Here is a 14,508-nt window from a genome sequence, read left to right on the forward strand (position 1 = left end):
GTGTCCACCGTCCCGGCCCCCATCGACCGCCTCCCCACGTTCCCCTGGGACAAGCTGGAGCCGTACAAGAAGACGGCCGCGGCGCACCCGGACGGCATCGTCGACCTCTCTGTCGGCACGCCCGTCGACCCGGTGCCCGAGCTGATCCAGAAGGCGCTGGTCGACGCCGCGGACTCGCCGGGCTACCCGACGGTCTGGGGCACCCCCGAGCTGCGCGACGCGCTCGTCGGCTGGTGCGAACGGCGCCTCGGCGCCCGCGGCTTCGACCACACGAACGTGCTGCCGGTCGTCGGCTCCAAGGAACTGGTCGCCTGGCTCCCCACCCAGCTGGGCCTCGGCCCGGGCGACAAGGTCGCCTACCCGCGCCTCGCGTACCCGACGTACGAGGTGGGCGCCCGCCTGGCCCGCGCCGACTACGTCGTCTACGACGACCCGACCGAGCTCGACCCGACCGGCCTGAAGCTCCTGTGGCTCAACTCCCCGTCGAACCCCACGGGCCGGGTCCTTGCCAAGGACGAGCTGAAGCGCATCGTGGACTGGGCGCGCTCGCACGGCATCCTGGTCTTCTCCGACGAGTGCTACCTGGAGCTGGGCTGGGAGGCCGACCCGGTCTCGGTCCTGCACCCGGACGTCAACGGCGGCTCGCACGAGGGCCTGGTCGCGGTCCACTCGCTCTCCAAGCGCTCGAACCTGGCGGGCTACCGCGCGGCGTTCATCGCCGGTGACGCCTCCGTGCTCGGTCCGCTCCTCCAGATTCGCAAGCACGGCGGCATGATGACCTCCGCGCCGACGCAGGCGGCGGTCGTCGCGGCGCTCGGCGACGACGAGCACGTGCGGGTGCAGCGGGAGCGCTACGCGGCCCGCCGCGAGGCGCTGCGCTCGGCTCTGCTGGCCCACGGGTTCCGCATCGAGCACAGCGAGGCGAGCCTGTACCTCTGGGCCACCCGCGACGAGTCCTGCTGGGACACGGTCGCCGCGCTCGCCGACCTCGGCATCCTGGTGGCCCCCGGCGACTTCTACGGCGAGGCGGGCGCCACCTTCGTCCGCGTGGCCCTGACGGCCTCGGACGCCCGGGTGGCAGCAGCGGTGGCACGGCTGACCTGAGGGGGCGAACGGGGCGGCGCCGACAGGGGCGGCGCGAACCGGGGTGGTGAGGGCCGGGACGGCGCCGAACCGGGCGAGACGGGACAGGCCCCGCCGCCCGGCACTCCCGCGCCTTTCTCCGTCCCCCGCCCACCTCCCACCCACCCGCCCCCTCCGGGGGCGTCGGCCTCACGGGGCGCCGCCCCGCCTGAGGTGAGCCGCCGCCAGGCCCGGCTCCCCACCCCCGACGATCGACTGCAACCGCCTTGGGCGATCTGCCGCGAGGATGCCTCCCCACCCGTTGCGGTCGACCGCAACGCCTTGGGCAACCTGCCGCGAGGACGGCTCCCCACCCGTTGCGGTCGGCCGCCCCCGCCTTGGGCAATCTGCCGCCTTGGGCGGCAGGGTGGGCAAGGCGGCGCCCCGGTGCCGCGCAACAGGGACGCGGGGCCCCGCCCCGATACGGCAGCAGAACGGGGTGCCGGGGAGCAGTACGCTCCCGGCACCCCGTTCCGGTCAAACCCGAGGTCAGCCGATCGGAAGGCCGCCCAGCGAGTCGGTCGGGAGGCCGCCGCCACCCACCGGCAGCCCACCATCCGTCGCGGCACCGGCCGTCTCACCGAGCACGTCACCCGCGCTGCCGGCCGCCCCACCCGCGGCCTCCTGCGCGGCCGGCGCCGCCTTCTTCGCGCCGGAGCCCACGACCTTGCCCGCCGCGGGAACGGCCTTCTCGACGGCCTTGCCACCGGTGTGACCGGCGAGACCCGTGGCGTTCTGGGCCGCACCGTCGACCGTGCTGCCCACGTGCGCGCCGTCCAGCGCGGTCACGCCGCCCAGGTTCGACGTGGCCGGAAGCTCGACGGCGCTCGCGGAGCCGGCCGCACCGACCACGGGTGCCGCTCCTGCCGCTACGAGCAGCGCGGCACGGGCGATCCGGCGGGTCAGGGGGAGGGACATGATGCTCCTTAGACGGGAGAGAACGTGTGGTGCCCGGTTGCCGTGCGGCGACCGGACGCCGTGACAACCGCCCCAGGCCCCGGGAAGGTTGCGGGTCGGAAACGTAAAGGGTTCGCAATGTGTCGCATTATCAGTTGTGGGCAGAAACGGGCAAAGTGCACGCATCGCCAACCGCTGCAGAACCCTTACAGCGCCCCGCTCGCAAGGGTCTTGGGGGCAGGGGCCCGCCTCACTCGAAGGGGCCTCTCCGACGTCCACCCGGGATGATCCGCATTACCCGTTCGGGTGAGCCCGGACTACCGCCCCGTGACGATCCGGACCTCGCCGACGGTCATCGAGGCCGCCGGACCGGACCGCCCGCCCCGCTTCGCGGACGACACCTTGCGCCACTTGTCCCCGGACTCGCCGGCGGTCCACTCGCGGCCCGCGTAGGAGACCCGCTCGATGCGCAGCGCCGAGGAGTTGGCCACCGCCCACTGCGCCAGCTCCCAGCCGCGCTGCCGCTCCGCGCCCTCGGTGGAGCCGACGGTGGCGGGCACGGGAACGCTGACGGAACCCTCGCCCGGCCCCTTCGCGGGCGCCACGTCCCGCCCGAAGTCACGCGCGAGCGCGGCCCGCACGCGCGCGGGGTCACCCGCCCGCGCACCGTCGCCACCGACCGCCCGCCCGTCGCAGGTGAGCGACGCGGCGGCGCGCCCCGTCAGCGAGGCGGCCAGCAGCGTGGCGTCCGGCTCGTGCTTCGCGTACGCCTGCGGATAGCCGCTGCGCTGCACGCGCTGCGCGGCCGCGGTCAGCGGGAGCCGCGAGTAGCCGGGGACCTCCGCCAGGTGCGCGTAGAAGCGCTCGGACGCGTACGCCGGGTCCATGATCTGGTCCGCGGTGCCCCAGCCCTTCGTGGGGCGCTGCTGGAACAGGCCGAGCGAGTCCCGGTCGCCGTGCTCGATATTGCGCAGCCCCGACTCCTGCAGCGCCGTCGCGAGGGCGATCGTGACCGCGCGCTCGGGCATGCCGCGCGAGGTGCCGACGGCGGCGATCGTCGCCGCGTTCACCGCCTGCTCGGAGGTGAACTCGTACGTCGCCCCGTCCCCGTTCGCCGAGACGACCGTGCATCTCGGCGTGGAGCGGCCCCCGGTGGCGTACTGCACGGCCACATACGTGGCCACAGCGAGCAGCACGACGACGGCCGCGCCGATACGAAGGAGGCGGCCGCGCCGGACGAGAGTGGGGGGCTCAGGCACGCGTCCAAGGTACTGGAGTCCACTGACAGGCCCCCCGCCCCATGGGTATTAGGCTCGGCGCCATGGACCGCACCTCCCTTGACCTCACGCAGGACGCCGCGCGCCTCACGGCGCAGTTGGTCGACTTCGCCTCGCCCAGCGGAGCTGAGAAGGAGCTCGCCGACGCGATCGAGGAGGTCCTGCGGGAGCTTCCGCACCTCACGGTCGACCGGCACGGCAACAACATCGTGGCCCGCACGAACCTGGGGCGCGAGGAGCGGATCATCCTCGCGGGCCACATCGACACGGTCCCGATCGCCGACAACGTCCCCTCGCGGCTCGACGAGGACGGCGTGCTGTGGGGCTGCGGCACCAGCGACATGAAGGCGGGCGTCGCGGTCCAGTTGCGGATCGCGCAGACCGTCCGCGAGCCCAACCGCGACCTCACGTTCGTCTTCTACGACAACGAAGAGGTCGCCGCACACCTCAACGGTCTGGGGCATGTGGCCGACGCCCACCCCGACTGGCTGGAGGGCGACTTCGCGATCCTCCTGGAGGGGACGAACGGCGACGTCGAGGGCGGCTGCCAGGGCACCCTGCGCGTCATCCTGAAGACGAAGGGCGAGCGGGCCCACTCCGCGCGCGCGTGGATGGGCAGCAACGCCATCCACGCCGCGTCCCCGATCCTGGAGCGCCTCGCCGCCTACGAGCCGCGCAAGCCGGTCGTCGACGGCCTGGAGTTCCACGAGGGCCTCAACGCGGTGGGCATCCAGGGCGGCCTCGCCAAGAACGTCATTCCCGACGAGTGCGCCGTCACGGTCAACTTCCGCTACGCGCCCGACCGCTCGATGGCCGAGGCCGAGCAGTTCGTCCGCGACTTCTTCGCCGGCTGCCCCATCGAGGAGTTCGTCGTCGACGACCACACGGGCGGCGCCAGGCCCGGCCTGAACCGTCCCCAAGCTCTCGGCTCCGCTCGAGCAGGGGAGGCCCCATCCGCTGCCGCCGCCTTCGTGGCCGCCGTGGGCGGCGAGGTGCGCCCCAAGTTCGGCTGGACCGACGTCTCCCGGTTCAGCGCGCTCGGCGTTCCGGCGGTCAATTACGGCCCCGGCAACCCGATCTTCGCGCACAAGATCGACGAGCGGGTCGACACCTCGCTCATCCTGGAGGGCGAGAAGCGGCTGGCCGCCTGGCTCACCGCTTCCTGATACGTCGAGGTCCCTCGTATGTAACCCGCGTAGACCTACCCTTGCTCTACGTAAGTGCGTGATACCTGCGCAGGAAGGGAGCAGACGATGAGCAACCCGGAGGGCAAGCGACGTCCCAAGGAGCAGCGGACGGGTCCGGTGGTCCGGCGCCGTGACCAGATGCAGCCAGGGACGAGCGACCAGCGTCTGCTCGACACGGAAGGCCCTTCGGGGTGGGTGCACACCGACCCGTGGCGGGTCCTGCGCATCCAGTCGGAGTTCATCGAGGGCTTCGGCACGCTCGCCGAACTGCCGCCCGCGATCAGCGTGTTCGGCTCGGCGCGCACAGCGGTGGACTCGCCGGAGTACGAGGCCGGTGTGGCCATCGGCAAGGCCCTCGTGGAGGCCGGCTTCGCCGTGATCACCGGCGGTGGCCCCGGCGCCATGCAGGCGGCCAACCAGGGAGCCGTGGAGGCCAAGGGCACCTCGGTCGGCCTCGGCATCGAGCTGCCCTTCGAACAGGGGCTCAACCCGTACGTCGACCTGGGACTGAACTTCCGCTACTTCTTCGTACGGAAGACGATGTTCGTGAAGTACGCCCAGGGCTTCGTGGTGCTGCCCGGCGGCCTCGGCACCCTGGACGAGCTCTTCGAGGCGCTCACCCTCGTGCAGACCACGAAGGTGACGCGCTTCCCGATCGTCCTGTTCGGTTCGCAGTACTGGAGCGGTCTGGTCGACTGGCTGAAGAACACGGTGATCGCCCAGGGCAAGGCCTCGGAGGCCGACCTGCTGCTGTTCCACGTCACGGACGACGTGGAGGAGGCGATCACACTGGTCACCAAGGAGACTGGAAAGTAGGCCGCCCCGCGGTCCCCTGAGGGCCGTTACGCGAGTCCCCGGCGGGCGACCGCCGGGGGCCGGTGGCCCGCGATGGAAGCCACCATGTCGAGGACCTGCCGCGTCTCGGCGACCTCGTGCACCCGGTAGACCTGCGCCCCGAGCCACGCCGACACCGCCGTGGTCGCGAGCGTCCCGATGACCCGCTCCTTGACCGGCTTGTCGAGGGTCTCGCCCACGAAGTCCTTGTTCGACAGGGAGACGAGCACCGGCCAGCCCGTGTCGACCATCTCCGGAAGACGCCGCGTCGCCTCCAGGGAGTGCCGCGTGTTCTTCCCGAAGTCGTGACCGGGGTCGATGAGCACGGACTCGCGCGGCACCCCGAGGGCGACGGCCCGCTCCGCGTACGACACCGTCACGTCCAGGATGTCCGCCATCACGTCCTCGTACGTCACCCGGTGCGGGCGCGTGCGGGGTTCGGCGCCGCCCGCGTGCGTGCACACGAGGCCCACCTTGTGGCGCGCCGCGACCTCCGCGAGCTTCGGGTCGACACCGCCCCACGCGTCGTTCAGCAGGTCCGCGCCCACCTCGCAGACGGCGTCGCCGACCTCGTGCCGCCAGGTGTCGACACTGATGATCACGTCGGGGAAGCGGCGCCGCACCTCGGCGACGAAGCCGACGGTCCGCCGCGCCTCTTCCTCGGCGGTGACCTCCTCGCCGGGACCGGCCTTCACGCCGCCGATGTCCACGATCATGGCGCCCTCGGACACCGCCTGCTCGACGCGGGCGAGCGCGGGCTCGTCACGGAAGGTGGCGCCCTGGTCGTAGAAGGAGTCCGGGGTCCGGTTCACGATCGCCATGATCACCGGCTCGTGCGCACCGAATTCGTGCTGGCCCAGCCTGAGCATCCCCTGTGACTCTCCTTCTCGTTCGCTCTCGTTCCCGGTTGAACGTCGTCTGCGACCTTAACTGTCAGTGCGGCATGGCACGATCGAAGCCTGACGGTTGAGGGCCGCACGGCCCGGTCGAACCCAGGGGACGGCAGACATGGTCATGTTCTTGTTTCTGGTCGCCGCGCTGGTCGTGGTGATCGCGGCGGTGACGTTCGCGGTCATCGGCGGCGGCGACAGCGGCGCGCTGCGCGACGAGCCGTCCCAGTTCTACGCGGACCCGCTGCCGCCCGACCGCCCCCTGGCCCCCGCCGACCTGGAGGCGCTCCGGCTGCCCACCGCGGTGCGGGGCTACCGCATGGCGGAGGTGGACGACGCGCTGAACCGCCTCGGGGCCGAACTGGCCGAGCGGGACGCGCGGATCACGGAGCTGGAGGCCGCCCTCACCTCGGCCCACGGCCGGGCCGCCCCGCGACCGCCGGAGCCGGGCCCGGACACGGGCTACGCGCCACCTGGTGAGTACGGATTCGGATTCGGTACGGGGGAGGGGCTCCGGTGAGCGAGCCGACAGGGGGCGCCGTCCCCGGCCCCGATGGAAAGCCGCGCTGCCCCTGGGGCCTTTCGACCGAGGACTACGTCGCGTACCACGACGAGGAGTGGGGCCGCCCGGTCCACGGCGACGACGCGCTGTTCGAGCGGCTGAGCCTGGAGGCGTTCCAGTCGGGCCTGTCCTGGATCACGATCCTCAGGCGCCGCGAGGGCTTCCGCGCCGCGTTCTCCGGCTTCAAGATCGCGGACGTGGCGGCCTTCACGGACGCCGACCGCGAGCGCCTGCTCGCCGACACCGGCATCATCCGCAACCGGGCCAAGATCGACGCGACGCTGGCGAACGCGCGCGTGCTCGTGGACTGGTCGCCCGGCGAGCTGGACAAGCTGATCTGGTCCTTCGCGCCGGACGCCGCCACCCGCCCCGCCCCGAAGGCGCTGGGCGACGTGGCGGCGATCACCGACGAGTCGACGGCCCTGTCCAAGGAGCTGAAGAAGCGCGGCCTGCGCTTCGTCGGCCCGACGACGGCGTACGCGCTGATGCAGGCCTGCGGCCTGGTCAACGACCACCTGGCGGACTGCGTGTCCCGGGGGCGTACGAAGGTGTGAGCCCGGTGTGAACCGGGTCAGCGCCCGAGGTACTTCGGGCGCTCCTTCGCGATGAAGGCCTGCACCGCGATGGTGTGGTCCTCGGAGGCGCCGGCCCGGGTCTGCAGCTCGTCCTCCTTGTCGAGCGCCTCGTCGAGCGAGTGGTCCCCGGCGAAGGCGAGGGACTCCTTCAGGGCGGCGTAGGCGACGGTCGGGCCCTCGGCGAGGGTGCGCGCCAACTTCCGGCCCTCTTCGGCGAGTTCGGCGGCCGGCACGAGCCGGTTCGCGATCCCCAGCTCGTACGCCTCCTGCGCCTTCAGGGAGCGCGGGAAGAGCAGCAGATCGGCCGCGCGACCGGGGCCGATCAGGCGGGGCAGCGTCCAGGAGACCCCGGAGTCGGCGGTCAGCGCCACGCCCGCGAACGAGGTGTTGAAGGACGCGCTGTCCGCCACGATGCGGTAGTCCGCGCAGAGCGCGAAACCGAATCCGGCACCGGCCGCCACGCCGTTCACCGCGGCCACCACGGGCTTCGGCATCTGGGTCAGCGCCCGCACGATCGGGTTGTAGTGCTCACGCACCGTGTTCATGGTGCGGCCCTCGCCGGACTCCTTGTCCGCCAGCAGCGAGCCGACGTGTTCCTTGAGGTCCTGGCCCACGCAGAACGCCCGGTCGCCGGCCGCCGTCAGCAGCACCGCCCGTACCGCCTCGTCGGCGGCGGCCGCCTGCACCGCGTCGCGGAGGGCGACCTTGGACTCGGTGTTCATCGCGTTCATCGCCTCGGGGCGGTTCAGCGTGATCGTCGCGAGCCCGTCGCTCACCTCGTAGAGCACGGTGTCGGCCATGGGACTCCTCCTATGCGGTCGCTCAGTCGTCCGTGCTCAGCATGACGTAGATCACGACACATGGAACGCTCTTGGCATGTGACCTGCGTCTAACGAATTCGCGTCGGCTTGGGTCCGAAGATGGCGCAGTATCGCAGTCGGATCCCCGAATTGAGTGGTTTTGGTCAAGTGCGTTGCGCAAGCGATGCCGACCGATGTTGGTCATCGGGTCCCGCGATGCGGGATAATGGCCTGGAAGCAATGTGTTCGATGCCGGTGACGTGTGCCCATCCATAGGGCCGTCGGCTGACGATGAGCTGGTTTCAGGAAGGGGAACGAGCATGGCGGCCATGAAGCCGCGGACGGGTGACGGCCCGCTCGAGGTGACCAAGGAGGGGCGGGGCATCGTCATGCGCGTTCCGCTCGAAGGCGGCGGTCGGCTCGTGGTCGAGCTGACGCCGGACGAGGCAAGCGCCCTCGGTGACGAACTGAAGAAGGTAGTGGGCTGACACCTTCTGCACCCGCGACCCTTCCCCGCACAGGTGGGGTGGGGCCGGTCGTCGGCTGACGCGCGAGCGACCATACCTTTTCGACTGCCCCGGCACACATTTGATGCCGGGGCAGTCGTATGTGTAGGGGCGGGCGTACGGAGAAGGGGTACGGGGGCTCGACGGCTCAGCGCTTGACGGCGCAGAGCAGCCCGTCGCCGACCGGCAGCACCGACGCCACCAGCTCGGAACTCTCGCGCACGGCCCGCAGCAGCTCGCGCTGGCGGACCACTTCCACCGGCTGCGGCCCCGCGTCGACGGTCCGCCCCTCGGCGAGGACCCCCTGGAAGACGACCAGGCCACCGGGCCTCAGCAGGCGCAACGATTCAGCGAGGTAGTCGAGGCACTCCAGCGGGTCACCGTCGCAGAAGACCAGGTCGTACCCGCTGTCGGCGAGCCGGGGCAGCACCTCCAGGGCGCGGCCGGGGATGAACCGGGCCCGGTTGCTGGCGAAGCCGGCCGCGCGGAACGCCTGGCGCGCGAACTGCTGCCGCTCCGGTTCGGGATCGACCGTGGTGAGGACGCCGTCGGGCCGCATCCCGTGCAGCAGGTGGACCCCCGACACGCCCGTGCCCGTACCGATCTCGGCGACGGCCTTCGCCCCTACCGTGGCAGCGAGCACCCCGAGCGTCGCGCCCGCGCCGGGGGACACCGGGTACAGCCCTGCCTCGCGAGCCCGGTCCCGGGCCCAGCGAATCGCGTCGTCCTCGGCGACAAAGGCGTCGGCGAACGCCCAACTCGTCTGCCGGTTGCCGGTAATGGCCCTCTCCCGTCCCCGTGGATGCCTGCGCGTGACTTTATCCGTTGGTGGCGGGAACTCGCAGATGGGACCGCGCGTTTGAACATGCAGGGGGAAAGAGCAGGCTGGACACGGGGAACTGCGGGGGAGAACGCGATGGCGACAGCCGTGCGGGCGGCGGTCGAGAACCGACCGGCAAATCTGAGTAAAAACGCTTATCCGGAGCTAACGGACGGAGTGGTTATGGTAGGTGCTCCACTGGACACCACCAGAGCCGACAGGGGAGGTGCGGCTGCGCCTGTGGATCGGGGAGGAGTGCTTCGGCGTCTTCTCAGGTCGGCGGGTGAGCCGAAATCCGTGACCAACACCGCTGACCGAATCCGCACCACTGACTCCGCGCAGACCGCGACCTTTGCCGCCGATGCGGAATCACAGGCGTGGACTCCCCCTTCCTGGGAGGAGATCGTCAGCACGCACAGTGGCCGCGTCTACCGCCTGGCGTACCGCCTGACCGGAAACCAGCACGACGCCGAGGACCTCACGCAGGAGGTCTTCGTCCGTGTCTTCCGTTCGCTGTCGACGTACACGCCCGGCACCTTCGAGGGCTGGCTGCACCGCATCACCACGAACCTGTTCCTCGACATGGTCCGTCGCAAGCAGCGCATCCGCTTCGACGCGCTGGGCGACGACGCCGCCGAGCGGCTGCCCAGCAGAGAACCGTCGCCGCAGCAGGTCTTCAACGACGCGCACTTCGACGCCGACGTGCAGCAGGCGCTCGACACCCTCGCGCCCGAGTTCCGCGCCGCCGTCGTCCTGTGCGACATCGAGGGGCTCTCCTACGAGGAGATCGCCGCGACCCTCGGCGTGAAGCTGGGCACGGTCCGCAGCCGGATCCACCGCGGCCGCTCGCAGCTGCGCAAGGCGCTGCAGCACCGCTCGCCCGAGGCCCGCAAGGAGCGCCGCACGCTCGCCGAGGCCTGTGGGACGGGCGCCTTCCCCGTCCTCGGAGGAGGGGGCGCGACCGCGTGAGTGGATCACGTCTCAATCCTGCCGAACGCCAACAGACCGCGGCCGCCGAACACCTGGGGGACAGGCTGGCCGCCCTGGTCGACGGCGAGTTGGACCACGACGCCCGCGAGCGCGTCCTCGCGCACCTGGCGACGTGTGCCCGGTGCAAGGCCGAGGCCGACGCCCAGCGCCGCCTCAAGAGCGTCTTCGCGCAGGCGGCCCCGCCGCCGCCCTCCGAGAGCTTTCTCGCCCGCCTCCAGGGGCTGCCCGCGGGAGGTGACTCCGACGGTGGCACACCACCGTTCGGGGGAGGCGGATTCGGCAGCGGCCGACCCCTCGGCGGCGTCCGGGGCTTCGGCCAGGGAGTCTTCGACGTAGACCCGGAGCCCTTCGGGTACGCGCCGTCCGCGGCGCACGCCGCGGTCCTTCCCAGCGGCCAGCGCGGCTTCCGCATCCACGAAGTGGCCCGTCCCGACCGGCACGAGAGCGACCGGGGCTCGCGCTCCCGCCGCTTCGCGTTCGCCGCCGCCGGTGCGGTGTCGCTCGCCGCGATCGCGCTCGGCGGGGTCACGACCGCGGCCCCGGCCGACAGCGGTGACGCGCGCGGTGGCGGCTCCGGCAGCAAGGTCACGCCGCTGCGCAGCCAGCCGTCCGGTGCCGCCTCGGCCTCGGACACCCAGCGCCGCAGGTCGTATGCCTCGCCGCTCGGCCAGCGCGGGGGCGCCCTCGCGGCCCCTGTCTCGCCGACGGAGGCGGGCGCGCCGCTGCTGCCCGGCGGTGGCCACGCGGAGAGCGCGGGCTATCCGTTCTCGACGCCGTTGCTGGCCGGTGCGGCCCGGATGTCGCCTCTCATACGTCCCGCCGCTCCCGCCGTCGCGGTCTCGGTCGCGTCGCAGCCCTCCGCCCGGCCCTCGGGCTCGGCATCGGCCTCGGCCGCCGACGGCACCTCCTTCGAGGAGACCGGGCCCAGCCTCTCCGCCGCCTCGGTCTCGTCTCCGACCGCCTCGTCCCGTCCTTCGTCGCTGCGCTGACACGCTCTGCGCCCGCGCCGCCGAACCTGGTTGAATCCAGGTGAGGCGGTGCGTCGGGTGCTGATCCGGGTCGCGCGCGTGGGAGCCGGCGGTGCGGTGCCGTGGGCCAGGCTTGGGGAGTGCGGCGGGACATGGACGAGGGGATTCCGACGGAGGGCTCCGCCTGGGACGTGGAGTCGGAGCGGTCGACCGTTCCCACGCCACGGGGCTCCGCCCCGGACCCCGCTGCTCAATCGCCGCAGGGGCTTGGTGATGTTCACCCGCCGCAGGGGCTTGGTGATGCTCAATCGCCGCAGGGGCTTGGTGATGCTCACCCGCCGCAGGCGCTCGATGGTGCTCACCCGCCGCACGGAGGGGATCTGCCCACTCGTCCGAAGCGGCGCAAGCTCGTGATCGGGGGCGTCGTCATCGCGCTGGTCGCCGGAGGCATCGGTGGGGCGATCGGGTCGTATCTGGAGCGGACCGGCGTCGGGGCGCACATCCGGCTGCCGCAGGCCGCCGCCGAGTCCAAGCACCGGGACCCCGACAGCGTGGCCGGAATCGCGGCGCGCACGCTGCCCGGCGTCGTCACCATCCACACCGCGGGTTCCTCGGAGGAGGGCACCGGCACCGGATTCGTACTCGACGGCCAGGGGCACATCCTCACGAACAATCACGTCGTGTCCTCGGCCGGCTCCGACGGTGAGATATCGGTCACGTTCTCCAGCGGTGAGAGCGCCCGTGCCGAGCCGGTCGGGCACGACAGCGGCTACGACCTCGCGGTGATCAAGGTGTCCGGGGTGCGCGGGCTGCGGCCGCTGCCCCTCGGCAACTCCGAGAACGTGCGGGTGGGCGACCCCGTCGTCGCCGTCGGAGCCCCCTTCGACCTGGCGAACACGGTGACCTCCGGCATCATCAGCGCCAAGGGCAGGCCCGTCACGGCGGGCGGCGAGAAGGGCGACGGGAGCGACGTCAGCTACGTGGACGCGCTGCAGACCGACGCGCCCATCAACCCGGGCAACTCGGGCGGCCCGCTGGTCGACTCGAAGGCCCGCGTCATCGGCATCAACAGCGCGATCCGCTCGGCCGACACCGGCGGTTCGGAGCTGCCCGAGGGGCAGTCGGGCTCCATCGGCCTCGGCTTCGCGATCCCGGTCAACCAGGCGAAACGCGTGGCGGAGGAGCTGATCAACGCCGGGCGTGCGACGCATCCGGTGATCGGCGTCACCCTCGACATGGACTTCTCGGGCGACGGCGCCCGCGTCGGCACGAAGGGCAACAACGGCGGCTCGGCCGTCAGTCCGGGCGGTCCGGGCGCCAGGGCGGGGATCACGCCGGGCGATGTGATCACCGAGGTCGACGGCGTCCCCGTGCACTCCGGCGAGGAGCTGATCGTCAAGATCCGCACGCACCGCCCCGGGGACAGGCTGGAGCTCACGGTCGAACGGGGCGGCAACGAGCGGAAGGTGTCGCTCGTTCTCGGTACCGCCGGCGGCGGCTGACCGGTTCCGGCCGACCCCTGACCGACCCGTTACCGGCGGCTGACCGGCTCTTGACCGGTCGTGGCGCGGGATGCGCGATCCTGGAGGTTCCCCGGTGGCTACCGAATGGACAGGTGGGCCGGGTACCGTGGACCGGGTCCGCTGCCGGACCCTGCCGAAGACCTGCTGCTGATGACCGATCGCGGGCCGAGGACACGCTAGGAGTGCAAGGTGTTCAACGATATTGGCCCGCTGGAGGTCGTGACGATCGTCGTGCTGGCCGTTCTCGTGTTCGGCCCCGACAAGCTCCCCAAGGTCATTCAGGACGTTTCGCGCACCATTCGGAAGATCCGGGAGTTCTCGGACAGTGCGAAGCAGGACATCCGGGACGAACTGGGCCCGGAGTTCAAGGACTTCGAGTTCGAGGACCTGAACCCCAAGACGTTCATCCGAAAGCAGCTGGACAGCGACGAGCTGGGGCTCAAGGAGATCCGCAACGGCTTCGACCTGAAGAAGGAGATGGCCGACGTCTCCGACGCGGTGCACACCGTGGGCGAGCTGGAGGACTCCGGATCGTCGAGCCCGTCCGGCGGCGGTGGCCGCGTGGACATGCAGAAGCGGCCCGAGGCGGTCGACATGCAGAAGCGTCCCGAGAGCTCCGCGAAGCCGGCCGCCGTCGAGCCGCCGCCCTTCGACGCGGACGCGACCTGAACCACCCCGAACCACCTCGAACACGGCTGAACCACGCCTGACGAAACCGGGCCCCGCGGGCCCGGTGTGGCATCCTGCCTTGTTGTTGCGCGGAGCGGACGTGAGGACGCCCGAGGGGGGCGGGCCGCGCCGGTCCGTAACTGAGCGAGGAGGCGGCCGGGTACATGGAGACGACGAGTCGGGTAGGCGCGCAGGCGCCGGCCACCGAGGGGGCCGGCGAGGCCCTCACGGCCCGGCGTACGGTCGACGGCTACCTGCTGGCGCCCTTCCCGTGGTACGGCCTCGACGAGGCCTTCACGGGACCGCGCTGGCTGATGCAGGTCGGCACCACGGCGGACGGGTCCGTCGAGCACGGTTCGATCGGGCACGGTGACGAGCCCTCCGTACGCAGTGAGCTCACGGAAGACACCGAGCGGTTCGCGGTCGTGGTGACCGTCGCCGCCAATCCCGTACGGCGCACCGCCGACGGCACCGGCGTCCTGGATGCCACGTCGGTCTCCTCGGCGGCCTGGCTCGCCGGCGTCGGGCTGCTCTCGTACACCTGGCCCGTGCAGATGGATCACACGCTGCGCGACGACTGGCTGGAGCAGCAGACCGAGACGGCGTGGGTGCTCGCGGACGACCTCGCGTCGGAGGACTGGGCGGCGTTGACGCTGCCGGTGGACGGGGTGCCCACCCCGTTCCACTACCGGGAGTCCGAGTACGGCTGGGTGCTCGCGGGCTCCACGCAGGCCGGGGTGCACCTGGGCGCGTACGGGCGCGGCATGAGCGCGTACGGGCTCGGGTTCTCCGTCGTGAAGGACATCGCGGCGCTGGAACCGGAACCGGACGCGTGACGAGGAACGGCGGGCCGCCCGGGAAGGGCGGCCCGCCCGGGTCAACCGGTCC

15 protein-coding genes and 1 pseudogene are annotated in these 14,508 nt (G+C 71.8%); 11 read left to right on the plus strand and 5 right to left on the minus strand.

All coding sequences use genetic code 11. From position 1 onward, the window contains the following. Entirely contained in the window at positions 1-1,104 is a 1,104-nt protein-coding gene (locus ACFV9W_RS22735) for a bifunctional succinyldiaminopimelate transaminase/glutamate-prephenate aminotransferase (protein WP_385763674.1), read from the plus strand. Between the two features lie 507 nt (positions 1,105-1,611). Here ACFV9W_RS22735 and ACFV9W_RS22740 read toward each other — a convergent pair. Beyond that, positions 1,612-2,040: an ATP-binding protein gene (locus ACFV9W_RS22740; protein WP_385763676.1), complete on the minus strand. Its 429-nt coding sequence runs from the start codon at positions 2,038-2,040 to the stop codon at positions 1,612-1,614. A gap of 296 nt (positions 2,041-2,336) precedes the next feature. Then, the gene (locus tag ACFV9W_RS22745) at positions 2,337-3,278 is read right to left on the minus strand and encodes a heavy metal transporter (protein ID WP_385763678.1); all 942 of its coding nucleotides are present in this window, start codon (positions 3,276-3,278) and stop codon (positions 2,337-2,339) included. A gap of 62 nt (positions 3,279-3,340) precedes the next feature. Between ACFV9W_RS22745 and dapE the strand changes: the two genes are divergently transcribed. Together dapE and ACFV9W_RS22755 are read left to right on the plus strand one after the other, a co-directional pair. Continuing rightward, positions 3,341-4,462, plus strand: a complete 1,122-nt coding sequence (gene dapE / locus ACFV9W_RS22750; RefSeq protein ID WP_385763680.1) for a succinyl-diaminopimelate desuccinylase — start codon at positions 3,341-3,343, stop codon at positions 4,460-4,462. An 87-nt stretch (positions 4,463-4,549) separates the two neighbouring features. Then, positions 4,550-5,299: a TIGR00730 family Rossman fold protein gene (locus tag ACFV9W_RS22755; protein WP_385763682.1), complete on the plus strand. Its 750-nt coding sequence runs from the start codon at positions 4,550-4,552 to the stop codon at positions 5,297-5,299. Positions 5,300-5,325: 26 nt separating this feature from the next. Here ACFV9W_RS22755 and folP read toward each other — a convergent pair whose 3' ends face one another. Beyond that, positions 5,326-6,186, minus strand: coding sequence for a dihydropteroate synthase (gene folP, locus ACFV9W_RS22760; RefSeq protein WP_385763684.1), 861 nt, complete (start codon positions 6,184-6,186; stop codon positions 5,326-5,328). A 139-nt stretch (positions 6,187-6,325) separates the two neighbouring features. Between folP and ACFV9W_RS22765 the strand changes: the two genes are divergently transcribed. Together ACFV9W_RS22765 and ACFV9W_RS22770 are read left to right on the plus strand one after the other, a co-directional pair. Continuing rightward, the gene (locus ACFV9W_RS22765) at positions 6,326-6,727 is read left to right on the plus strand and encodes a DivIVA domain-containing protein (protein WP_385763686.1); all 402 of its coding nucleotides are present in this window, start codon (positions 6,326-6,328) and stop codon (positions 6,725-6,727) included. Then, positions 6,724-7,323: a DNA-3-methyladenine glycosylase I gene (locus ACFV9W_RS22770; protein WP_385763688.1), complete on the plus strand. Its 600-nt coding sequence runs from the start codon at positions 6,724-6,726 to the stop codon at positions 7,321-7,323. Before ACFV9W_RS22765 ends, ACFV9W_RS22770 begins: the two co-directional genes overlap by 4 nt. 17 nt (positions 7,324-7,340) lie before the next feature. Here ACFV9W_RS22770 and ACFV9W_RS22775 read toward each other — a convergent pair whose 3' ends face one another. Beyond that, on the minus strand, positions 7,341-8,144 hold the full coding sequence (locus ACFV9W_RS22775) for an enoyl-CoA hydratase/isomerase family protein (protein WP_385763690.1): 804 nt from the start codon (positions 8,142-8,144) through the stop codon (positions 7,341-7,343). A 320-nt stretch (positions 8,145-8,464) separates the two neighbouring features. Here ACFV9W_RS22775 and ACFV9W_RS22780 point away from each other — a divergent pair, with 320 nt between their 5' ends. Beyond that, positions 8,465-8,632 carry a DUF3117 domain-containing protein gene (locus tag ACFV9W_RS22780; protein ID WP_266713770.1) on the plus strand — a complete coding sequence of 56 codons (168 nt, stop codon included), beginning with the start codon at positions 8,465-8,467 and terminating at the stop codon, positions 8,630-8,632. 166 nt (positions 8,633-8,798) lie between these two features. Here the strand turns inward: ACFV9W_RS22780 and ACFV9W_RS22785 are convergent, their stop codons facing one another. Continuing rightward, entirely contained in the window at positions 8,799-9,497 is a 699-nt protein-coding gene (locus ACFV9W_RS22785; RefSeq protein WP_385763711.1) for an O-methyltransferase, read from the minus strand. 228 nt (positions 9,498-9,725) lie between these two features. Here ACFV9W_RS22785 and sigE point away from each other — a divergent pair, with 228 nt between their 5' ends. The 5 genes and pseudogenes from sigE to ACFV9W_RS22810 all read left to right on the plus strand — a co-directional run bounded on the left by sigE (position 9,726) and on the right by ACFV9W_RS22810 (position 14,456). Next, positions 9,726-10,439, plus strand: a complete 714-nt coding sequence (sigE, locus tag ACFV9W_RS22790) for an RNA polymerase sigma factor SigE (RefSeq protein ID WP_385763693.1) — start codon at positions 9,726-9,728, stop codon at positions 10,437-10,439. Next, a complete protein-coding gene (locus tag ACFV9W_RS22795; protein WP_385763695.1) occupies positions 10,436-11,449 on the plus strand; it encodes an anti-sigma factor family protein in 1,014 nt (337 codons plus the stop codon). Before sigE ends, ACFV9W_RS22795 begins: the two co-directional genes overlap by 4 nt. A gap of 386 nt (positions 11,450-11,835) precedes the next feature. Next, positions 11,836-12,930 (plus strand): annotated as a pseudogene (locus ACFV9W_RS22800) (S1C family serine protease); the annotation flags it as partial. A gap of 210 nt (positions 12,931-13,140) precedes the next feature. Then, on the plus strand, positions 13,141-13,620 hold the full coding sequence (locus tag ACFV9W_RS22805; RefSeq protein WP_385763697.1) for a sec-independent translocase: 480 nt from the start codon (positions 13,141-13,143) through the stop codon (positions 13,618-13,620). Between the two features lie 164 nt (positions 13,621-13,784). Further along, positions 13,785-14,456 (plus strand): hypothetical protein, encoded by a 672-nt coding sequence (locus ACFV9W_RS22810; protein ID WP_385763699.1) that lies wholly within the window; start codon positions 13,785-13,787, stop codon positions 14,454-14,456. The last annotated feature ends 52 nt before the right edge of the window (positions 14,457-14,508 follow it).

This window comes from Streptomyces sp. NPDC059897 (genome assembly GCF_042730865.1).
In the GTDB taxonomy this organism is placed as follows: domain Bacteria; phylum Actinomycetota; class Actinomycetes; order Streptomycetales; family Streptomycetaceae; genus Streptomyces.